Raw genomic sequence first — 21,829 nt, forward strand, 5'->3', positions numbered from 1 at the left:
GGCCGGGCAAACCTGGCCCGGCCATCATCTTCAACTCAGGTTTCAGTCTTCCCAGTAAACACCGGTCATGTCGTTGGCCTGGGTCGGCGAGTTGGGCCAGATGCCCTTGAGCTTGGCATTGGTCACACCGGTACGGGGGAGCTGGAACAGATAGGCGTTGACGTAGTCGTCCGCGATCTTCTTCTGCGCAGCCTGCATCAGTTCGGTGCGCTTGGCCGGGTCGGTTGCCTTGTCGAGGTCAGCCATGATCGCCTTGAATTCCGGATCGCCGTACTGGAAGTAGTAGTCGTCGCGGGCGTAGATACCGATATCCATCGGTTCGGTGTGCGAGACGATGGTCAGGTCAAAATTCTTGGCCTTGAACACATCATCGAGCCATTGCGCCCATTCGACATTGGTGATGTCGACATTGATGCCGACCTCGCGCAATTGCGCCGCGATGATTTCACCGCCACGGCGGGCATAGCTTGGCGGCGGCAGCTTGAGCGACAGGGTTAGATCGCTGACACCGGCTTCGGCCAGCAGTGCTTTGGACTGCTCGGGATCATAGGCCGACTGGGCGGTCAGATCGACATAGGCCGGGTTGTGCGGCGCGAAGTGGGTGCCGATCGGCGTGCCGTAGCCGAACAGGGCGCCATCAATGATTGCCTGACGGTCAATCGCGTGGGTGATCGCCTGACGTACCTTGATGTTGTCGAGCGGCGCCTTCTTGTTGTTCATGGCGAGAATGGTTTCGCCCTCGGACGAACCGATGATCACCTCGAAACGCGGATCGGCCTCGAACTGAACCAGGTTCTCGGGCGCCGGGAAGGCCGGATAGGCATCAAGGTCGCCGGCCATCATCGCAGCGAAAGCCGCGGTCGGATCGGAGATGAACTTGAATGTCACCTTGTCCAGCTTGACCGGGTTGCCCCAGTAGCCGTCATAGCGGCCAAGCTCGACGCGGTCGCCCTTGACCCATTCGGTGAAGCTGAACGGACCGGTACCGACCGGCTTGGCGGCGTTGCCGGCTGCCGTTTCAGGCGCGACGATGACCGCATCGCCCCAGGCCATGTTGAACAGGAACGAGCCGTTCGGCTTGGACAGCGTCACCTTGACGGTGGCCGGATCGATCACGTCGACCGAAGCGATGTCTGCGAACAGCGCCTTCTGGGCGTTGGTTGAATCGTCCGCGCGGGCGCGGTCGAGGGAGAACTTGACGTCTTCAGCGTCGAAATCCGAGCCGTCATGGAATTTCACACCGGTGCGCAGCTTGAAAGTGTAGGTCAGCCCGTCATCGGAGATGTCCCAGCTTTCCGCCAGCGCCGGCAGGATCGAACCATCCGAGCCAAAGCGGGTGAGGCCTTCGAACACGTTGGCGTAGACCACTTCGTCAATCGCCGCAGCGGCGGCGCCGGTCGGATCAAGGTTCGGCGGCTCGAGCTGCATGCCGATGCTGACATCCATCTTGGCGGCCATGGCCGGCGTGACGCCAAATGCCAGGCCCAATGCCAGCAATGAAACGGCTGTCGCCGCGATCGAGTTCTTTGTCATGTCTGTTCCCTTCGCTCCCGTTGGCACGGCTTACGTCTTACGCGCGTCCGTGCAGAAGATCATCCAATGCAAAAGCCATAACCTTTGCCGAATCAACCATGTCGTCGATCCCCACATATTCGTCCGGCTGGTGCGCCAGATCGAGAATGCCGGGTCCATAGGCGATACAGTCTTTCAAGCGGCCAATGCGGTCAATATGTTTCTGGTCGTAAGTGCCGGGCGAGACGACGTGAACCGGCTCGCAGGAAAGCGCCGAGCGAATGCCGCGCTCGACCGCCTTGACCACCGGCGAATCGATCGATGTCATGGTCGGGCTGACCTGCCAGAGCTCTTCGAAATCATAGCGGAAGCCGTCCCGCTCGGCCTTGACCCGTTCGAGCAGCGAGACGATCTCCTCGCGCACCTCCTCGGCCTTCTCCTCGATCAGGTAACGCCGGTCGATGACCATGCGGGCCTCGTCGGGCACACATGCCGACGGGAAGCCGGTGAAATCCGGATCCGGTTCGGCCTGTCCGCCATGCAGCGAATTGATGTTCATGGTGGATTGCCGGGCACCATCGGGCACCACCGGCATGGCGGTGTGCTTCTTCGCCAGAGCCGGAAACAGCGATGTTTCCATCTCGGAAATGACCGCGCCCATGTGGCGGACGGCACAATCGCCCAGGAACGGCATCGAACCATGGGCAATGCGGCCATGGGTCTTGATCTGGGCCCACATGACGCCACGGTGGCCGAGACAGATACGGTCCTTGTTCAGCGGCTCGGGAATGATCACGTGCTGCACGCGCTCGGGCGAAAAATAACCTTGCTCGGCGAGCCAGGCCACACCGCCATAGCCACCGGTTTCCTCGTCCGCGGTGCCGGAAATCTCGATTGCGCCGGGATATTCCGGCCACAGGGCCACGAAGGCTTCGGCCGCGACGATGGAGGCGGCGAGCCCGCCTTTCATGTCGCAGGCGCCGCGGCCATAGATCTTGCCGTCGGATACGGTTCCGCCGAAGGGATCAAAGGTCCAGCCGGCGCCGGTCGACACAACGTCGATATGCGAGTTGAAGTGAACACACGGGCCGGAGCGGCCACCTTCGCGGCGGCAGATCACGTTCCAGCGCGGATGGCGTTCGCTGTCGCCTGGCGTGCCTTCAGCGCGCAGCAGTTTGACCTCGAAGCCGGATTTTTCGAGACGGCGGGCGAGATATTCGCAGATGTCGCGATAGAAATCGCCGGGCGGGTTGAGCGTCGGGATGCGAATCAGATCCTGGGTCAGGGCCACCAGATCATCACGCCGCGAAGCAATCTCCCTGGTCAGTTCGTGCTGCCGCCCCTGAATTTCCGCGCTTTCCATCATTGCCCGCCTCTGCCAGCGCAATGCGTTCATGCAAACGCATATTAGCGCTGTAACCCCTTGAAAGAATACATGCCTCGCCACAATAGCGAGACAATCGGGTCTGGCAAGACGGCAGGATCAGGAAACCACGCGAAAGCAAACTTTAGCCACACCGGACTTGATCATGCCGAGGTGACTGGCGGCCGCCTTGGAGACATCGATGATCCGGCCTTTGACGAATGGGCCCCGGTCATTGATGCGCACGATGACCGATTTGCCGTTGCGCCGATTGACGACCTCGACCTTCGTTCCAAAGCGCAGACGCGGGTGCGCGGCAGTCAGCTTGGAGGGATCCATGCGCTCGCCCGACGCGGTTTGCGAGGTCAGCGCGTACCAAGAGGCGCGTCCGCAGGACGGATCGGCGGCGGAAGCCTGGCTGATGCTGGAAAGGGTGGCCGCGACAGTCATGAGACCTGCGAGGAACAATCCGGTGGCGCGTGCGTTGATGCGTGTTGAAGTCAATTTCAGATCCCTTTTGGTGATGCCCCGGGTGATGGACACTCAAGCAGGCCAAAAGAAGATCGCCAAATTCACTTATTGTTGCGTTTTGTTGCAGTGCACCGCCGTTATCCCTTCCATGCGCCGCCGCTGTACAGGGCCTTCAGTCCGGCCATGTAGTCGGGATACATGAACTCGTAGCCGGCAGTCTTGATCCTTGCATTGGAGACACGCTTGTTCTCGCCGTAAAACGACCGCGCCATCGGCGACAGGTCGGCGGTCTCGAAATCGACTTCGGCGGGTGGCTCAACCCCCATGATCCGCGCGGCCTCGCTGACAACATCCTGCGGCGGTGCGGGCATGTCGTCGGTGACATTGTAGATGCCACCCAGCCGCTTGCTGGCGAGCAGTGCCGCCGCGCCGCCAATGTCTGCGACATGGATACGGTTGAACACCTGGCCTGGCTTGACCAGCCGCCGCGCCTTGCCATCATGGATTGTCTTGAGCGCGTTGCGTCCGGGGCCGTAAATGCCTGACAGCCGGAGAATGGCGAGCGGGATCCCGGCTTCGGCGGCCAGCCGGGTCCAGCCGTCTTCGGCAGCAAGGCGCGCCACCGAGCGTTTGGAGACCGGCTTGCACTGCGTTTCCTCGTCGACCCATTCACCACCATGGTCGCCATAGACGCCGACGGTGGAGAGATAGCCGATCCACCCGAGCTTCGGCATCGAGGGACGCAAACCACCGGAAAATGCCGCCAGTAGCGGGTCACCAGCGGTATCGGGTGCAATCGACATGACCAGATGGGTGACTTCGCCGATTGCGGCGCTCAACTCGTCCGATGGCGTGCCACCATCATAGATGAACGGGGTCAGGCCTGCGCCTTGCAACGCCGGAAAGCGTTCGGGGCTGCGGGTGGTGCCGCCGGCAAACTCACAGCCGCCGGCAAGCGCCCGGGATATGGCGAGACCGGAGAAGCCGGCACCGAAAATCATCATCCTCATCAATTCAGCCTCGCTCCATTTCATTGCCGGCACCGAGCGCCAGCTGCCACTCTTGGCGAACCTGGGCATCGGGCTCTTCAACGGCCGCGACCGCCAGGCCGCGCACGTCTTCAGGTGCGGCCAGTTGCGACAGGGCCCATATGGCAGCCCCGCGCACCAGCGGTGACGGATCCTGCAACAGGGCTTCGCAAGCCGGCACAAGACCGGTTTCGCCACTGTTTCCCGCCGCAATCAGCACATTTCGCAAGAACCGGTCGCGACCGACACGCTTGACCGGAGAGCCGGAGAAAAAGCTGCGAAACGCGGCGTCGTCCATTGCCAGAAATTCCGACAGCGGCGGCGAGCGCAGATCATCGCGCGCGACCAGTTTGGCTTCATGGGCGGTTTGGGCGTACTTGTTCCACGGACAGGCAGCGAGACAATCGTCGCAACCATAGACACGGTTGCCGATGGCGGTGCGGAACTCGACAGGAATCGGGCCCTTGTTCTCGATCGTCAGGTAGGAAATGCAGCGGCGCGCGTCGATCTGGTAGGGCGCCGGAAACGCGTTGGTCGGGCAGGCATCGAGACAGGCGCGGCAGGAGCCGCAGTGGTCGATCTCAGGTGTGTCCGTCACCAGATCGACGGTGGTGAAGATCGAGCTCAAGAAGATCCACGAGCCATGGCTGCGGCTGACCAGGTTGGTGTGCTTGCCGACCCAGCCAATCCCGGCTGACTGTGCCAGCGGCTTTTCCATCACCGGCGCGGTGTCGACGAAGACCTTGACGTCACCACCGGCGCGGGAGGCGAACTTGCCGGCCAACTCCTTCAGCTTACCCTTGATGAGGTCGTGATAGTCGCGATTGCGGGCATAGACCGAGATCGTGGCACTGTCCCTGCGAGCGTGGTTTTCCAGCGGATCACAATCAGGGCCGTAGTTCATCGCCAGCACGATTACCGAACGCGCTTCCGGCCACAGCACCTGCGGGTCGGCACGGCGGTCCAGGGTTTCGGCAATCCATTGCATGGAGCCATGCCTGCCAAGGGCGACAAATTCGCTCAGACGGTCACGCAAAACCGCTGCCGCCTGCGCCGGAGCAACCGCCAGCGCGCAAAACCCGAGACGCTCCGCTTCGGTCGTGAGAAAGGTCTTGAGCCGCTCGGCCCTGGCCGCGGACAGCGCGGCATCGCCGGAGCCAGTCTCGTCGGCCGGTTTTCCGGGCCCGGTATGGCTGGCGCCCGCCATCAGCCTAGAAATCGAGGTCGGCGTAGTGGGCGACCGGCGGCAGGTTGCGGACCCGGTCGGCCAGCAAAGGCCGGAACGACGGGCGGGACTTGACGCGCTGGTACCATTCCTTGGCCTGCGGATATTCGTTCCAGTCGATCTCGCCGAGATAATCCATCACCGACAACGCGGCCGCAGCGGCAAGATCGGCATAGCTGAGCTTGTCGCCGGCCAGCCACGCGCGCGTTCCGGCCAGCCAGGACAGGTATTTCATGTGCTGGCGGATATTGGCGCGTCCGGCCCTGAGCATCTTGGGATCGGGCGAACCGCCGCCCTTGCTCGTCGGCAATTGCAGCTTGATGATCCGCTCGCGCACCAGCGGACGCACCACATCCTGCTCGAACTTGATCAGGAACCATTCGACCAGCCGCCGGGTTTCGGCGCGGCGGAACGGGTCTTCGGCAAGAAGTCGACGGTCGCGCTTGAACACGCCGAAGGATTCATCAAGCCATTCGGAAATGATATGCGGACCGCACAGCGCATGACCATTGTCGGTCAAGCAGACAGGCAGGGTTCCCGCCGGATTGATCTTCAGAAAATCCGGACGCTTCTCCCAAGGCAGTTCTTCCACCAACTCTGCGGCAAAATCGACCTCGTTGAAACAGACCCTGACGAAACGGGACGCTGCGGATATGGTGTGATGATATAGAACTGGCATCGTGAAGCTGAGCGTGTTTGCGTTGGCGCCGGTGCGCGGGACTGGTCAGATTCCGGAAAATAGAGCTATAGGGACTGGCCCACTGCAAGACAAGCGAATCACTGATCAGGTGTCCGTGAATCCTCGTCGCCAAAATGGGCGATCCAATGGCCCATGCCAATATTCGCGCAAAACAGGGACTCTCCGGCATGAATGAATCGACAATTGTGGGGGCGCTGCTTGGCCTCATCGAAGGCCTTACCGAGTTTGTGCCGGTCTCCTCGACAGCGCACCTGTTGCTGGCGGGTCATTTCCTGGGATTCAAGTCACCCGGCAACAGTTTCGAGGTGCTTGTGCAGCTGGGCGCGATCCTCGCGATCCTGTCGGTCTATTTCGCCCGGCTCTGGGCGCTGGCGACCGCACTTCCGTCGAGCGCCAAGGCACGGCACTTTGTCGGCGCGATCCTGCTGGCATTCCTGCCCGCCGCGGTGATCGGCGCACTGGCCCACGGTTTCATCAAGTCGGTGCTGTTTGAATCGACCGCGCTGATCTGCTGGGTGCTGATCGGCGGCGGCGTCATTCTGCTGGTCATCGACCGGATGAAGCTGACGCCGAAATACACCAATGTGATGGATTATCCGCTGTCGCTGGCCTTCAAGATCGGACTTTGCCAGTGCCTGGCGATGATTCCGGGCACCTCGCGATCGGGCGCCACCATCGCCGGTGCCCTGTTGATGGGAACCGACAAGCGGTCGGCGGCGGAATTCTCGTTCTTCCTGGCCATGCCGACGATGGTCGGCGCGTTCGCGCTCGATCTGTACAAGAACTACGACAAGCTGGCCTACGACGATGTCGTCACCATCGCGGTGGGCTTTGTCATGGCGTTTATTGCCGGCGTGATCGTGGTGCGCAGCCTGCTCGACTTCGTTTCCCGTCACGGCTTCGCCCTGTTTGCGTGGTGGCGCATCCTGGTGGGCGGACTGGGACTTGTCGGCTTGTGGTTTCTGGGCTGAGCCGGAAGATTTATTCGGACATGGCCTGAACGGCGCAGGGATCAACACCATAGGCCGGCGTGCAGCCCTTGGAGGAATGGGCGACGCTGCGCGGTGCAAAGGCGGATGCGGCCAAGATCACCACAATTGCGAATGCGAACGCGGATACGACTGTTTTACCCATTTACTCATGTCCCGATTTTGTCTGATACAGAATGCTGCATTCGGCCAGCTGGCAAAATGCATCGTGCGCACTTGAATTCTTTCCGATTCCCGTCCCGTGCGCGGGGCAGGCGTGTTGCTGAACCCGGGCAATGGCATTTTGCGTTTGAACGCAGCCACCCGGGGACGGGGCGATTTACGCGGCTCTGCCGGTTGGTTCAAGCCCGGCGGATGACGTCTTCAACAATAAAACGGCTGAATCTTAAATCATTGCTAACCATGCGCCATTCCGGCAACACTGCGCCGGATCAGATCGAGCGCCAGCAGCGTCAGACAGATCTTGAAGATCAGCTGGAAGCGGCTCTCCGGGGTCTTGCGCAAAATGTGGGTTCCGACCCAGGTTCCAGCCAGTCCGGTGAGTATCATCGCCACCAGCAGCGGCAGCCACGGCCCGAAGGCAAAGCCGGCCAGCGCGAAGGCCGCGGTCTTGACTAGGTGCTGCAGGCTCATCACCGCCGCCGTGGTCGCCTGGAACCGCAGCCGGTCGGGAAAGGCCTTGGACAGGACCACGGCGTTGAACGGGCCGGTGGCGCCGAAGATCATCGTCAGGAACGTGGTGATGGCGCCTGTCACCGCGAAGCCCGGCAGCGTGATGGCAGCCAGCCGGGGCAACCGCATCCAGGTGATCAACAGGATGAACCCGCCGAGTGCCGCCTTGAGAACGGGTTCGGGCAACTCGCCGACCACGGAACTGCCGGCCCACGCGCCGGGAATGGCGCCGATGAGAAAGGCTGCCAGACAGGCCCATGCGACATGGCTGGAGAGCAATGCGGTGCGGCCAACATTGGAGCCCAGCTGGACCACGCCGTGAACGGGGATAATGGCGGCAACGGGAACCAGATACCCCATCAGCGCGAGCAGCGCCACGCCGCCGCCGATGCCGACCGCAACGGTCAGCGCCGAGGTGAAAAAACTTGCGGTGATGAGAATGGCCGCCGCCCAGACATCAAGCCCCGGCGGCAGAAAGGCAGCGATCAGTGGCGCGATCAGGCTTCGCTTCCGGTGCCGCTGTACTGGCCATGCGGCCGGTAGCGGGTGAGATAGCTCGGCAAGACGGCTTCCACGGTGGTCTGCGGGATGCCAAGGCCGGCCAGCGTGCGGTTTTCATTTTCCGCTTGCGCCGAGACGACATTGTCGCTCTTGAGCAGGATCACCTGATCATCGGTCAACGGCGGATCGATAAAGGGGATGAATGTGGCGATCTTGCCGATCAGCGAGGCCAGCCCCCACGGCAGCGGCAGCAGGGCGCGCTTGCGATGGGTGATCTCGAGAATTTCTTCCAGGACCTGCTTGAAGCTCATCACCCGCGGGCCGCCGAGTTCATAAATCTTGCCACCGGGCACCGTGCCGTCGACGCTGCGGGCAACGGCTTCGGCGACATCGCCGACATAAACCGGCTGGAACCGGGTCTCGCCGCCGCCGATAAGCGGCAGGGCCGGAGAGAACCGCGCCATTTCGGCAAACTTGTTGAAGAAGCCGTCTTCCGGACCGAACACGATCGAAGGCCGCAGGATCACCGCATCGGGCAGAACCTTGAGGACTGATGCTTCAGCCAGACCCTTGGACCTGGCGTAGTCGGATTCCGAATCGATATCGGCGCCGATGGCCGAAATATGGGTGAGGCCGGCGCCTGCCGCCCGGGCAGCTTCCGCCACCGCACGTGCACCGAATTCCTGAACCGACCCGAAGGTGTTGCGGCCCGATTCAAACAGGATGCCAACGCAGTTGACGACGTAATCCGCACCGGCGACCGCCCTGTTGACCGATTCCCGGTTGCGCAGGTTGGCCTGGACAGCGACGATCTGGCCAACACCGCCCAGAGGCTGCAGGTGACCGGCAAGGTCGGGCCGGCGAACGGCAACGCGAATGCGGTATCCACGCCGGGCGAGCGCACGCACAACGTGGCGGCCGACAAAACCGGACCCGCCGAAGACCGTGACGAGCTTGGGTTGATTGAGCGATGTCATCTATGCACTCCCTGACAGGATCGTTGGGCCGGCTGTTTCGCACGCGCAAAAAGATTCGGCCGCAGTCCACCCAAGCTCATAATCAAAAACCCCGGCAAGGTGAAGGGCTCCTCCACCGTGTGCGGGGATTAATCGCAGCTTCAGCGGTTTCAGGCGTCATTGCCCTTGATGATGATCAGCTCGCCATCAGCGAATTCCTGGCGGATCGCCTTGGCCTTCTGATAGGTTTCGGAGTTGTAGCAGGCCAGTGCCGCCTCATAACTCGGGAATTCGATCACCACATTGCGTGTGCGCGCCGGGCCTTCGACCGGGTTGAAATCGCCGCCGCGCACCAGGAATTTCGCGCCAAATTCCCTGTAAGCCGGTGTCGCGGTCTCGATATAGGCCTTGTAAGCTTCAGGATCACGCACATCGATGCGGCCGATCCAGTATCCCTTTGCCATTCTCACTCTCTCCCTTGTCAGCCTTGCGCCATCTCGGCGGTGATTGCCCTTGCAGCCGACGCAGGGTCGGAGGCTTTGCAAACCGGCCGCCCGACTACCAGGTGCGAGGACCCCGCGGCAAGCGCCTGGGCGGGCGTCATCACCCGTTTCTGGTCGCCATGATCGGCGCCGGCGGGCCTTATGCCCGGTGTGACGATGGCCATGTCGGGGCCAACGATTTCGCGTACAGCCTTCGCTTCTGCCGCGGCGCAGACGATGCCGCCCATGCCGGCGTCGCGGGCCTGGGCGGCCCGGCGCAACACCAGTTCCTCGGGCGCCAGCGCATAGCCTGCTTCGGCGACATCGGCCGCATCCATGGAGGTCAGCACGGTGACGGCGAGCAGGCACAGATTGCTCCCCTTGGCGGCTTCCACCGCAGCGCGCATGGCCTTGGGGTAGGCGTGGATGGTCAGCATGTCGACGCCCATCTCGACGATGTTCTCGACGCCCTTGGCGACCGTGTTGTCGATGTCGAGGAGCTTCATGTCGAGAAACACGTTGCGGCCGGAAGCCTTGAGCTCCCTGGCAAACGGCAATCCACCGGCGAAGACGAGCTGATAGCCGATCTTATAGAACATCGCCGCATCGCCGATCCGGTTGACCAGCGCCTCGGCCTCGGCGACGGTGGGAACATCGAGCCCGACGATGAGGCGCGGATCATGCTGGCTGCTGGATGGTGAACCCTGTTCAAGCGCTGCAACTGACATCTTGCACTCCCTTAAGTTTCACCCGGTCCTCGCATGAAGGCACCGGGATCGCAAGAGCTATGGGGCCGGAACCAAGTCCGTCAGCCGGCCGACATCATTGAACAATGCCTGATCAGGGATTTGCAGGTGTTGGCCAGCATGGCACCGGTCCGTTCATCCTTGAGCCGCCCGTCGGCCTCGAAAGCATCGGCCGCACCGCTGACCGCGCATTGCTCGCTGATCACCTGGGCTCCGACATTCACCATCACCGAGCGGACATGATAGAGACCGCGAATGCCGCCCAGCTTGCCGTTTGACGCCGATCCGAGCGCCACGTACCGTCCGGCCCAGGGCTTGAATGGCCTCTCGCTATCCCTGGTGATCAGGCTGACCCAGTCAATCATGTTCTTGAGCAGCGGCGGGATCGACGAATTGTATTCCGGGCAGCACAGAAACACGCCATGATGCGCGGCGATGAGGCGCCCCAGCTTCATGGCGTTTTCGGGAATGCCGGATTCGTTCTTCAGGTTCTCGTCGACGATCGGCAGCGGATAATCGACCAGCGAGATGCGGGTGACATCGGCACCCTGCTGCGCCAGTTCAACCGAGGCGGCAGCCGCCAGCGAGGCATTGAACGAACCCGTGCGGTTCGAACCGGGAAGGACGAGAATTCTGGGGGTCATGGCATACTCCGCTTCATGCTGGCCCCGAACCGGGACCTTGATTTCTGGATGTCCATATACCGCAAGCGGGCAGCGAGTGAAGCCGATGACGGCTGATTTCCGGTGATCAAGGACAGCAAAAACGGCTCATGTGCAGCTGCACGCCTTGCAAGGTATGCCAGTTCCGCTTCAGGAAGCCGGTGCGCCACGGCGATAGATCCACAATCTCGCGGGCGGCACATTGCGCAACACGAAATCATGATGGACCACCTGGAAACTGGTCCCGCGCGACAACACCGGCGACAGGGCGCCGTAGGAAAACTGGACCACCGGCCTTCCGGGCGGAAGGCGGTCGAGCAGATCCTCGATCAGCGCCACACGGCTGGACATGGGAAAGTTCAGAAGCGGGATACCCGAAACCACGCAGTCGAAGAGACTGGTGTTCAGGTCTCCAAGCGTTTGATCAAGACCAAAGGCATCGCCGCGAATGAACCGGACGCCTGGAAAATCAATCTGCAGACGGGTGTGAAAATCCACCGAGTACTCGATCGACACCAGGTCGGAGGGGGCGATGCCGCGTGCCAGTATGGCACGTGTGATGACACCGGTTCCGGGCCCGAGTTCAAGCACCGGCAGCCCTGATGCGGGGTTGATGAGCGACGCCATCGAGCGGGCTGTGACCGAGGAGGTCGGCATGATGGCGCCGACCGCCTTCGGACCGTCGAGCCATCCCTTGAAAAAGCGGATCTCGTCATCGAAACGGCGGACAAAACGTTCGGGAAAACTCATGCTCACGGCCTGCACCCTCCAGCGGCGCCCCTGTCCAGCGGACAGTTTACACACCACCGGTTGAACAGCAAACATGGTTTCTATTGGGCGAGGCCGGATTGCCCGAGGGATCAATCCGACATCGTGTCAAAGAAGCCCTTCATTCTTGAAAAGAAGCCGGTGGATTCGGGGCTTGTCTCCTTGGAAGACAATTCCTGGAACTCCATCAACAATTCACGTTGCCGCTTGGACAGCTTCTGAGGCGTTTCAATGGTGATGCGGACATAGAGATCGCCGAACTGCGCCGAGCGCAGAACCGGCATGCCCTTGCCGCGCAACCGCAGTTCCTTGCCCGGCTGGGTGCCTTCGGGCACCGTCACCCGCGAACGCGCGCCATCCATCGTGGTGATGTCGAACTTGCCGCCAAGCGCAGCCGTGGTCATGGAAATCGGCACGGAGCAGTAAAGATCGGCGCCTTCACGCTGGAACACCGCATGCGGGCGTACCGAGAGGAAAATGTAGAGATCGCCGGCAGGGCCGCCGCGCATTCCGGCTTCGCCTTCGCCCGACAGCCTGATGCGGGTGCCATCCTCGATGCCTGCGGGAATATTGACTGACAGCGACCGCTCTTCGGTGACCCGGCCCTGACCGGCACATTTGGTGCAGGGGTCGGTGATGGTCTGGCCACGGCCGTGACAGGTCGGGCAGGTGCGCTCGACCGAGAAGAAACCCTGTGCCGCACGAACCCGGCCGGCGCCGCCACAGGTGGCGCAAGTGGTGGGCTGGGTGCCGGGCTTGGCGCCCGAACCGGAGCAGACATCGCAGGTGATCGAGGTGGGAACCCGGATCTGCGCGGTCTTGCCGGTGTAGGCTTCCTCGAGCGTGATTTCCATGTTGTAGCGAAGGTCGGCGCCGCGTTCGCGGCCACCGGACGACCTGCGTCCGCCGCGGCCACCCATCATCTCGCCGAAGATATCCTCGAAGATGTCGGAGAACCCGCCGCCGCCACCACCAAAGCCGCCGCCCATTCCGCCGGGGCCGCCCTGCTCGAAGGCAGCATGCCCGAACCGGTCATAGGCCGCGCGCTTCTGCGGATCCTTCAGAAACTCGTAAGCCTCGTTGATTTCCTTGAACTTGTGCTCGGCTTCTGCGCTGTCGGGATTCTTGTCCGGGTGGTACTTCATGGCAAGCTTGCGGAAAGCGCTTTTCAGCTCTTTCTCGTCCGCGCCACGCGCCACACCAAGTATTTCGTAAAAGTCAGCCTTGGCCATTCAACCAGCCTTCAATTGTCATCTCGTCGACGCCGTGACCAAACGGTCCTGCGCCGGCAAGTGTTATCGCGGATTCACCGTCCTTCAGCCCACCCGCTCCGTGCGCGTTGGCTATCAGGTCGCGGAACATGTCCGGGTGGTCAAAATCGTCTGGATCTGGAACGTTTGCCACTTACTACCTCCATCATATGCGGTCCGCCCGACTGTTTGCAGCCGGGCGGATATTGATGAAGAGACTTAAGCGGACTTCTTCTCGTCGCTGTCGTCGTCATTGACTTCCTCGAAGTCAGCATCGACGATTTTCTCGTCGCCTTCGGCTTCGCCAGCACCTTCTTCAGCCTGGCTCTGCTCGTACATTGCCTGACCGAGCTTCATCGACACTTCCATGAGTGTCTGGCTCTTGGCCTGGATGTCTTCGGCGTCGGGCTCCTCGGCTTCCACCGCGGTCTTCAGGGCTGCGATCGCATCGGCGATGGCAGTGCGATCCTCTTCAGTGACCTTGTCGCCGTAATCCTTGAGCGACTGTTCCGAAGAATGGATCAGGCTTTCGCCCTGGTTCTTCGCCTCGACGGTGGCGCGGCGCTTCTTGTCGGCTTCGGCATTTGCCTCGGCTTCCTTGATCATCGCGTCGATGTCGGAGTCCGACAGACCGCCAGATGCCTGGATACGGATCTGGTGTTCCTTGCCGGTGCCCTTGTCCTTGGCCGAGACGTTGACGATGCCGTTGGCGTCGATGTCGAAGGTGACTTCGATCTGCGGCACGCCGCGCGGTGCCGGCGGAATGCCGACGAGATCGAACTGGCCGAGGATTTTGTTGTCGGCAGCCATTTCACGCTCGCCCTGGAAGACCCGGATCGTCACCGCGTTCTGATTGTCTTCAGCGGTGGAGAAGACCTGGCTCTTCTTGGTCGGGATCGTGGTGTTGCGATCGATCAGGCGGGTGAACACGCCACCCAGTGTCTCGATGCCGAGTGACAGCGGGGTCACGTCGAGCAGCAGAACGTCCTTGACGTCGCCCTGCAACACGCCGGCCTGAATGGCAGCACCCATGGCGACCACTTCGTCCGGGTTGACGCCCTTGTGCGGATCCTTGCCGAAGAACTTCTTCACGACTTCCTGGATCTTGGGCATGCGGGTCATGCCGCCGACCAGAACCACCTCGTCGATGTCCCCGGCCTGAAGGCCGGCATCCTTGAGCGCAGCCTTGCAAGGAGCAATCGTGCGCTGGACGAAGTCGTCAACCAGGCTCTCGAACTTGGAGCGGCTGAGCTTCATGGTCAGATGCTTCGGACCCGACGCATCGGCGGTGATGAACGGCAGGTTGATTTCGGTCTGCGGCGCAGACGAAAGTTCGATCTTGGCCTTTTCCGCGGCTTCCTTGAGGCGCTGCAGAGCAAGCTTGTCCTTCTTCAGGTCAATGCCCTGCTCTTTCTTGAACTCGTCGGCGAGGTAGCCAACAAGGCGCATGTCGAAGTCTTCACCACCGAGGAAGGTATCGCCGTTGGTCGACTTCACTTCGAAGACGCCATCACCGATTTCGAGGATCGAGACGTCGAACGTGCCGCCACCAAGGTCATAGACCGCGATGGTCTTGCCTTCGGTCTTGTCCAGGCCATAGGCCAGCGCCGCAGCTGTCGGCTCGTTGATGATGCGGAGAACTTCCAGGCCTGCGATCTTGCCGGCATCCTTGGTTGCCTGACGCTGGGCGTCGTTGAAGTAGGCGGGAACCGTGATGACGGCCTTCTCGACCTTTTCGCCAAGGTAGGACTCGGCGGTTTCCTTCATCTTCTGAAGGATCATGGCGGAGATCTGGGCCGGCGAATAGCTGTCGCCGTTTGCTTCCACCCATGCATCGCCGTTGTCGCCGCGGACGATCTTGAAGGGAACCAGTTCCTGGTCCTTGGCGACAGCCTTGTCTTCAAAGCGGCGGCCGATCAGGCGCTTGACCGCAAAAAGCGTGTTTTCCGGGTTGGTGACAGCCTGCCGCTTGGCCGGCTGGCCAACCAGACGTTCGCCGTCTTCACTGAATGCCACCATCGACGGTGTGGTGCGGGCGCCTTCCGCGTTTTCAATCACGCGGGCGTCCTTGCCATCCATTACTGCGACGCAGGAATTGGTGGTTCCGAGGTCGATACCGATTACTTTAGCCATATTAAATTCTCCTTGAAGCGAGCTGCCGGGACCCGGTCAGGCGTTCCATTCGACAGCCCCTAACGGGACACTATTTGAAAACAGGATGGTCTGCTCATCCGTTTCCGCCGCCAAAGCCAAGACCGCGAAAGCGGCGCTCGCCGGAAGCGTTGAGCCGTATATAAGAATGTCACTTACAGACTGCAAGCGTCATGGGAAACGCAGATTGCACGATATTGTCTGTTTTTTGCGGGTTTAGGTGGCCTGATTGACTGTCAATTGCCCATCAGGATGTCAAGGAGGGTGGTTCGTTTGCTACCTGCCGGCTGCGGCGGCGCGGCGCCGATGTCGGCCGGCGGCGCCAGGGAATTGCCGTTTGTGGCGCCGGTGGCATCACGCGAAACCGGCACCGGCGCCAGTTCGCGCACCAGGCCTGCCACCGGGTCTGCGTCGTCCGACCCGGGGCCGCCGATTGCAACGGGCGGCATGCTACCGCCAACCGGCAAGCCGGCGGGAGGAACCCCGTGATGGGCCGCCTGCATGAATTGCTTCCAGGTCTCGGCCGGAAGACCGCCGCCGGTGACATTCTTCATCGGCTTGCCGTCGTCATTGCCGAACCAGACGCCGGTCGCGAGATTCGCGGTATAACCGACAAACAGTGCATCACGGTAGGACTGGGTGGTTCCGGTCTTGCCGGCGGCCGGCCAGCCATCAAGACGCGCCCTGCGGCCGGTGCCTTCCTCGACCACACGCACCAGCATGCGGTTCATCATTGCGGCAACGCCCGGATCAATGACGCGCGGCGGGTTGTCATAGGTATTCTCGTAAAGAACCTTGCCATCATGGGTGGAGACCCGGCGAATGACGTGCGGGGTGGCCTTGTAGCCGCCGTTCATGAAGGGGGCATAGGCTCCGGTCAGCTCCAGCAGGGTGACCTCGGAGGTTCCAAGCGCGATCGAGGCATTGGCCTTCATCGGCGCTTCGATGCCAAGCCGCCGGGCGGTCTGGACCACAGCCTTCGGCCCGACTTCCATCACCAGCTGGGCGGCAACCGTGTTGAGCGAATAGGCCAGGGCATCAGACAGGGTGACCTTGCCGCGATATTTGCCGTCGTAGTTCTCGGGGGTCCATTTGCCGATTTTCACCGGTGCATCATTGCGCACCGACAATGGCGTGCGGCCCTGTTCGAGCGCCGTGGCATAGACAATCGGCTTGAAGGCGGATCCGGGTTGCCGCAACGCATCGGTCGCCCGGTCAAACTGGCTGGTGGCATATTCGCGGCCGCCGATGAGCGCCCTGACTGCGCCGGTGCCGTCGATGGAGACAAGTGCACCCTGGCTAACATTGAGCTTGGCGCCGTTTTTCTCGAGCGTCGCACGCAGGGCCTTCTCAGCCTCGCGCTGAAGCTGGAAATCGATGGTCGTGTCGACCACAAGATCCTCGGAAATCTTGCCGACCAGAGCCGGCAGGCGCTCCATCACCAGATCGGCGACATAGTTCTCCGAACCGGTCCAGTAGCTCTTGGCACGCACCTGCGGGCTGGTCAGCGCCGTGGCGATCTCGCTGTCGGACACCACCCCCTGCTCGCGCATGGCGGCCAGAACCACTTGCGCACGGGCTTCGGCGGCCTTGGGATTGCGCGCCGGCGACAGCCGCGACGGCGCCTTGAGCAAGCCGGCCAGAAGCGCGGCCTCAGCAAGCGACACATCGCGGGCGGGCTTGCGGAAATAGCGGCGGGACGCCGCCTCGACTCCATAGGCGCCGGATCCGAAGAACACCCGGTTGAGATACATTTCCAGGATCTGGTCCTTGGTGAAGCGATGCTCGAGCCACAGCGACAGCAGCACCTCTTGCACCTTGCGTTCAATCGTGCGATCCGGAGACAGGAAAAGGTTCTTGGCCAATTGCTGGGTCAGCGTCGATCCGCCCTGGACCATGCGGCCGGCCATGACGTTGGAAACCATGGCGCGCGCCAGCCCGATCGGATCGACGCCGAAATGCGAGTAGAAGCGGCGGTCCTCGATGGCGATCACGGCTTCGGGAATATAGGGCGACATGTCACCGAGCAGCAGGGCTTCGCCGCCGGTGGCGCCGCGATTGGCCATGGTCTCGCCATTGACCGAGACAATCTTGACATTGGGGGGGCGGTCGGGGATCGACCATGTTGCAGCACTCGGCATCCGCGCGCCGTAGAAGATCACGATTCCGGCAATGGCGATGCCGCCCCAGATCCCCAGCACGCAGCACCAGTAGGCCATCGAGCGCACGGCGCGGCCGATGCGGCCGCGTGACGTTCTCGCCTTGGGTTTGCGGGCTTTTGACTGCGGTTTCTTGCGGCGCCGGGCGGTGGTCGACTTGGCTGACTTGGCCGCGGTTTTGCCGGCTACGCGCTCATCGGCGATGGTGCGCGAATTCCCTTTCGATCGCGAGCCCTCAAACGAGGGTTCGATGCGGCTTCGAGTGGTCTTCTTGCGCGCCATGAAGGGTCCGGATGCTGTTTTGTCCCGGCAAGCCGCGCAAACGCAGAACGCGCGGCAACAATCCGGGGTTTGGTTTCACAGCAATTCCGCAAAGAGGACCTGGGGTGTCCCATTCCGAAACTGCCCGGCGATGTGAAAACACCCTAATTGCGACGATTTAAGGGGTGGTTAAGGAAACCACCCCTTTCACACTCCTGATGACAGGGCACGAATGCCGTGTCTCAGCGTACCGACAGGGCATCCAGAATACGCACCCAGGACCGGATTCCCTTGGCGAACGAGGTCAGGTCGTACTTCTCGTTGGGCGAATGGATGCGGTCATCGGTCAGACCGTAGCCGCACAGGACCGATTGCAGGCCGAGGATGTTCTGGAAATCGCCGACGATGGGGATGGACCCGCCCATGCCGATCATCACGGCGGGCTTCGGCCATTCATCGGTCAGCGCGTTGCGCGCCTTGGTGACCACCGGCGAATCAAACGGCAACTGGATGGCGGGTGAACCGCCATGCGGCGCATAGCTCACCTTACAATCTGCAGGCAACCGGGCCTCGACATGGGCGCGGAAAGCGGCGCGGACCTGGTCGGGATCCTGCTTGCCGACAAGCCGGAAGGAGACCTTGGCGGAGGCCTCGGCCGCGATCACGGTCTTGAAGCCCTCGCCGGTGTATCCGCCCCACATGCCGTTGACTTCAGCAGTCGGACGGGCCCAGGTCAGCTCCAGCACGGAACGGCCCTTTTCGCCAGACGGAACCGAAAGACCAACTTCGCCAAGGAAATCTTCAGCCGTCCTGCCGAGGCTTTCCCAGCTGGCAAGCACTTGAGCCGGGGTTTCCTCGACGCCGTCATAAAAGCCTTCGAGCGTCACCCGGCCGGTTTCATCGTGCAGATCGGCAAGAATCTTGGACAGGATGTGCAGCGGGTTGGCGGCAGCTCCGCCGAACAGGCCGGAATGCAGGTCCCGGTCTGCGGCATGGATCGTGACCTCCTCGCCGACCAGGCCGCGAAGTGCGACGGCGATTGCCGGGGTCTCGGGGTCCCACATGCCGGTATCGCAGACCAGCGCGCACTCGGCCTTGAGTTCTTCGGCATTGGCCTTGAGGAACGGCTTGAGCGAGGGAGAGCCGGATTCCTCCTCGCCTTCGAACAGGATGGTGATGCGGCACGGCAGGGTGCCCGATGCCGCCTTCCAGGCCCGGCAGGCCTCGACAAAGGTCATCAGCTGGCCCTTGTCATCGGAGGAACCGCGGCCGGTGATGGCCTTGCGGCCCGGCGCGATTTCCTTGATTGCCGGCTCGAACGGCGGATCGGTCCACAGATCAAGCGGGTCGACCGGCTGCACATCGTAATGACCATAGAAGAGATAATGCGGCGCATCGGGTGTGGCGCCGGCATGATGGGCAACGACCATGGGGTGACCGGTGGTGTCACGCAGGCTGGCCTCGAAACCGAGTGATGTCAGCTCGTCGACCAGCCATTGGCCGGCACGGCGGCATTCGGGCGCATAGGCCGGATCGGTGGAGATCGACTGGATGCGCAGAAGCCCGAACAGGCGTTCGAGACTGTCATCAAGATTGGCATCGGCAGCGGAAAGGGCGGCGTTCAGATCTGTCATGGCATGCTCCGGAGGGGAATCAGAAGCAGGCAGATTAACGCCGGGGGAAGGCAAAAGAAAAGCCGCCATGGCCGGAGGGGAAGGCCATGGCGGCATATTGTCAGGACAAGGGCCTATAAGGGGGGCGGGGCGGCCCTTGTCCATGGTCTGGAGGCGGCGGGGGACGAGCCGTGAATTCCAGACATCGGCTTATTCGTTCGCCGGTGATTGACATTTGGTCCGGGGAATGTGGCTTTTCAAGGACACGAACATTACAGTTTTGTAACGAAACCGTGATCCTGACGCGGCGGCTGATTTGGCTGGTGCCGGCAGCAGACATATGGTGGCGCCAGTATCTCATGCCAGTATGCCACGCCGTCACGTTTTGGCGGTTGGCAGGCCTGCCTGAACTAGCGTGCCGGTATCGCCTGTCCGGATGCCTGGCGAAACCGTTTCGGGGTGATGTTGGTGACCCTTCGAAAATCGCGCTGGAAATGCGCCTGGTCGGCATAGCCGCAACAATAGCCGATCTCGGCCAGTGGGGTTGCCGTGTCCGTGAGCAACCGGGTGGCCTGTAACATCCGCGCCCGGCGCAACGCAGAGGAAAAACTGCGGCCATCGGCTGCAAGATGGCGCTGCAGCGAGCGGGTGGAGACGGCCATCTGCCGGGCCGCATCACCGATTTTCCAGCTGCGTCCGACATCGCCGGCGAGAAGGCCGGCAAGCCGGTCGGCCATCCCGGTCGACGTCTCCGGCCGTTCTTCCTGTTCCGGCATGTCCTGCAGCTGGAAGGGCGACCAGACAATCCGGAAGGTTTCGAACGACACGCCTGGCGGCAGGTCGGTGTTGGCCAGATCGGAAGGGGCAAGTTCGGACCCGGCGACCACAAGGCGGCAATTTCTTGCGCCGACGAGACCGGCCAGCCCCATCAGCAGGCCTGCGATAAGGCAATTCTCGCCGGCCGTCGGCATTGAATCGATGCTGTGGCGGCGACACTCCCAGCCTTCGTGCCCCAAGGGCTCAATCCGGGTCCGGTGCGAGGCATGGTGATAGCGTTCAAGCCGCTGCCATTTGTCCGCCAGCACGTGCGGGTCCGCCGAGCGTTTGAACACTGTGGCAACCGGTGTTTCCCCGATCAGATGCAGGTGCTGACCGACAGAGAGCAACAGGCCGGGGCCATGCTTTTGCATGACCCGGTCCACCAGGTTGCGCTTCGAGCCCGCGGATTGAATGCCGCCGGCAAAAGGATCCGGCAATGGCTGCCCGGCAACCAGCGCCGGATCGACAGTCCGGACCACGCGCAGAAGCAGGTTTACCAGGCCTGTGCTGGCAAAGCTTTCCATATGACGACCCTTCCCCGGCAAACCCCGGATCATTCGAGTTCCGCAGCCGTATCCGATCATAGCTGCCCCGATCAAAATTGAACAATCGCGCCAATCCGGAATCTGGCGCAGATGTTCAATATTCCGGTGATGCCCCGGCCCATGCTTGCCCCAGATCCACACTCAGGAGGCAAGACATGACCAAACACGGCGAGCTTATCGTCATCACCGGCGCCAGCCGCGGCATCGGCCTTGCACTGGTCAACCGGTTTCTCGATGCCGGTTTTCCGGTGCTGGCGATAGCCCGCGATACCGCATCGACGAAGGCGCACGACAACCTGACCACGCTCGATGCCGATCTTGCCGGGCGGGCGGGGATTGCCCGGGTGAGCGACCGTGTGGCGGCACTGGGATTGCCGGTGGCGGTGCTGATCAACAATGCGGGCGTCCAGAACGCGATCGATCTCACCGGGCCGCAGATTGCAAACCCGGAATGCCCGGACCTCATCCGGGATGAAATCGCGCTCAACCTGACCGCGCCGATCCTGCTGGCGCTGGCGCTGCTTCCGTTCATGCTGCGGCCGGACGGCACCATCGTCAACGTGACATCGCTGGTTTCGAGACAGCCCAAGCCTTCCGCACCGGTCTATTCGGCATCCAAGGCCGGGCTCGCCTCGTTCACGCAGGCGCTCCGGGTGCAACTGCGTTCGCAAGGCGTGCGCGTTGTCGAAGCGGTGCCGCCACTGGTGGACACCGGCATGACATCGGGCCGCGGCAAGGGAAAGATTTCGCCCGAGGCCATGGCAGACGCGATTCTGGAGGGTGTCGCCAACCAGCGCCAGACAGTTGCCCCCGGCCTGTCACGCCGGGTGCTGGTCCTCAACCGGCTGCTGCCGGAACTGGTGCGCAGGATTCTGGCGCGCAGCTGACTGCTTTTCCCGGCATATTGCGTGCAAAGCGCATGGACCTTGAAGGCCCCCCGCGCTAATCCTTGCAGC

At 62.1% G+C, this 21,829-nt stretch carries 21 protein-coding genes; 2 read left to right on the forward strand and 19 right to left on the reverse strand.

The genetic code is table 11. The features are described 5' to 3' along the window. Nucleotides 1–42: 42 nt before the first annotated feature. The 6 genes from WNY80_RS10280 to WNY80_RS10305 form a co-directional block, all read right to left on the reverse strand. Nucleotides 43–1,533 carry an ABC transporter substrate-binding protein gene (locus WNY80_RS10280; RefSeq protein WP_342887273.1) on the reverse strand — a complete coding sequence of 497 codons (1,491 nt, stop codon included), beginning with the start codon at nucleotides 1,531–1,533 and terminating at the stop codon, nucleotides 43–45. Nucleotides 1,534–1,570: 37 nt separating this feature from the next. Further along, complete coding sequence (locus WNY80_RS10285; RefSeq protein ID WP_342887274.1) at nucleotides 1,571–2,878, reverse strand: acetylornithine deacetylase/succinyl-diaminopimelate desuccinylase family protein; 1,308 nt, start codon at nucleotides 2,876–2,878, stop codon at nucleotides 1,571–1,573. A 117-nt stretch (nucleotides 2,879–2,995) separates the two neighbouring features. After that, a complete protein-coding gene (locus tag WNY80_RS10290; protein WP_342887486.1) occupies nucleotides 2,996–3,325 on the reverse strand; it encodes a septal ring lytic transglycosylase RlpA family protein in 330 nt (109 codons plus the stop codon). Between the two features lie 158 nt (nucleotides 3,326–3,483). Continuing rightward, nucleotides 3,484–4,356 (reverse strand): SDR family oxidoreductase, encoded by an 873-nt coding sequence (locus WNY80_RS10295; RefSeq protein ID WP_342887275.1) that lies wholly within the window; start codon nucleotides 4,354–4,356, stop codon nucleotides 3,484–3,486. A gap of 4 nt (nucleotides 4,357–4,360) precedes the next feature. Further along, the gene (queG, locus tag WNY80_RS10300; RefSeq protein WP_342887276.1) at nucleotides 4,361–5,581 is read right to left on the reverse strand and encodes a tRNA epoxyqueuosine(34) reductase QueG; all 1,221 of its coding nucleotides are present in this window, start codon (nucleotides 5,579–5,581) and stop codon (nucleotides 4,361–4,363) included. Nucleotides 5,582–5,585: 4 nt separating this feature from the next. After that, on the reverse strand, nucleotides 5,586–6,278 hold the full coding sequence (locus WNY80_RS10305; protein ID WP_342887277.1) for a glutathione S-transferase family protein: 693 nt from the start codon (nucleotides 6,276–6,278) through the stop codon (nucleotides 5,586–5,588). A 188-nt stretch (nucleotides 6,279–6,466) separates the two neighbouring features. Here WNY80_RS10305 and WNY80_RS10310 point away from each other — a divergent pair, with 188 nt between their 5' ends. Then, complete coding sequence (locus WNY80_RS10310; RefSeq protein ID WP_342887278.1) at nucleotides 6,467–7,270, forward strand: undecaprenyl-diphosphate phosphatase; 804 nt, start codon at nucleotides 6,467–6,469, stop codon at nucleotides 7,268–7,270. A 10-nt stretch (nucleotides 7,271–7,280) separates the two neighbouring features. Here WNY80_RS10310 and WNY80_RS10315 read toward each other — a convergent pair whose 3' ends face one another. The 13 genes from WNY80_RS10315 to WNY80_RS10375 all read right to left on the reverse strand — a co-directional run bounded on the left by WNY80_RS10315 (nucleotide 7,281) and on the right by WNY80_RS10375 (nucleotide 20,852). Further along, nucleotides 7,281–7,433, reverse strand: a complete 153-nt coding sequence (locus WNY80_RS10315; RefSeq protein WP_342887279.1) for a hypothetical protein — start codon at nucleotides 7,431–7,433, stop codon at nucleotides 7,281–7,283. Between the two features lie 251 nt (nucleotides 7,434–7,684). After that, nucleotides 7,685–8,461: a sulfite exporter TauE/SafE family protein gene (locus WNY80_RS10320; RefSeq protein ID WP_342887487.1), complete on the reverse strand. Its 777-nt coding sequence runs from the start codon at nucleotides 8,459–8,461 to the stop codon at nucleotides 7,685–7,687. Beyond that, nucleotides 8,458–9,438, reverse strand: a complete 981-nt coding sequence (locus WNY80_RS10325; RefSeq protein WP_342887280.1) for a complex I NDUFA9 subunit family protein — start codon at nucleotides 9,436–9,438, stop codon at nucleotides 8,458–8,460. Before WNY80_RS10325 ends, WNY80_RS10320 begins: the two co-directional genes overlap by 4 nt. Before the next feature lie 149 nt (nucleotides 9,439–9,587). Further along, nucleotides 9,588–9,881, reverse strand: a complete 294-nt coding sequence (locus tag WNY80_RS10330; RefSeq protein WP_342887281.1) for a DUF1330 domain-containing protein — start codon at nucleotides 9,879–9,881, stop codon at nucleotides 9,588–9,590. Between the two features lie 17 nt (nucleotides 9,882–9,898). Next, nucleotides 9,899–10,627 carry an orotidine-5'-phosphate decarboxylase gene (gene pyrF, locus WNY80_RS10335; protein WP_342887282.1) on the reverse strand — a complete coding sequence of 243 codons (729 nt, stop codon included), beginning with the start codon at nucleotides 10,625–10,627 and terminating at the stop codon, nucleotides 9,899–9,901. 80 nt (nucleotides 10,628–10,707) lie between these two features. Beyond that, nucleotides 10,708–11,289 (reverse strand): NAD(P)H-dependent oxidoreductase, encoded by a 582-nt coding sequence (locus WNY80_RS10340; RefSeq protein WP_342887283.1) that lies wholly within the window; start codon nucleotides 11,287–11,289, stop codon nucleotides 10,708–10,710. 168 nt (nucleotides 11,290–11,457) lie between these two features. Further along, nucleotides 11,458–12,057 carry a phospholipid N-methyltransferase PmtA gene (pmtA, locus tag WNY80_RS10345; RefSeq protein ID WP_342887488.1) on the reverse strand — a complete coding sequence of 200 codons (600 nt, stop codon included), beginning with the start codon at nucleotides 12,055–12,057 and terminating at the stop codon, nucleotides 11,458–11,460. A gap of 110 nt (nucleotides 12,058–12,167) precedes the next feature. Next, a complete protein-coding gene (dnaJ, locus tag WNY80_RS10350) occupies nucleotides 12,168–13,307 on the reverse strand; it encodes a molecular chaperone DnaJ (RefSeq protein WP_342887284.1) in 1,140 nt (379 codons plus the stop codon). Continuing rightward, the gene (locus tag WNY80_RS10355) at nucleotides 13,294–13,479 is read right to left on the reverse strand and encodes a hypothetical protein (protein ID WP_342887285.1); all 186 of its coding nucleotides are present in this window, start codon (nucleotides 13,477–13,479) and stop codon (nucleotides 13,294–13,296) included. Before WNY80_RS10355 ends, dnaJ begins: the two co-directional genes overlap by 14 nt. Nucleotides 13,480–13,544: 65 nt before the next feature. Further along, entirely contained in the window at nucleotides 13,545–15,458 is a 1,914-nt protein-coding gene (dnaK, locus tag WNY80_RS10360) for a molecular chaperone DnaK (RefSeq protein WP_342887286.1), read from the reverse strand. Nucleotides 15,459–15,712: 254 nt separating this feature from the next. After that, nucleotides 15,713–17,917, reverse strand: coding sequence for a transglycosylase domain-containing protein (locus WNY80_RS10365; RefSeq protein ID WP_342887287.1), 2,205 nt, complete (start codon nucleotides 17,915–17,917; stop codon nucleotides 15,713–15,715). Nucleotides 17,918–18,138: 221 nt separating this feature from the next. After that, complete coding sequence (locus WNY80_RS10370) at nucleotides 18,139–19,530, reverse strand: M20/M25/M40 family metallo-hydrolase (protein ID WP_342887288.1); 1,392 nt, start codon at nucleotides 19,528–19,530, stop codon at nucleotides 18,139–18,141. Between the two features lie 389 nt (nucleotides 19,531–19,919). After that, complete coding sequence (locus WNY80_RS10375; RefSeq protein WP_342887289.1) at nucleotides 19,920–20,852, reverse strand: AraC family transcriptional regulator; 933 nt, start codon at nucleotides 20,850–20,852, stop codon at nucleotides 19,920–19,922. 176 nt (nucleotides 20,853–21,028) lie between these two features. Here WNY80_RS10375 and WNY80_RS10380 point away from each other — a divergent pair, with 176 nt between their 5' ends. Continuing rightward, on the forward strand, nucleotides 21,029–21,760 hold the full coding sequence (locus tag WNY80_RS10380) for an SDR family NAD(P)-dependent oxidoreductase (protein WP_342887290.1): 732 nt from the start codon (nucleotides 21,029–21,031) through the stop codon (nucleotides 21,758–21,760). Nucleotides 21,761–21,829 lie beyond the last annotated feature (69 nt).

It is taken from the genome of Hoeflea sp. AS16, assembly GCF_038900095.1.
In the GTDB taxonomy this organism is placed as follows: Bacteria; Pseudomonadota; Alphaproteobacteria; order Rhizobiales; family Rhizobiaceae; genus Hoeflea.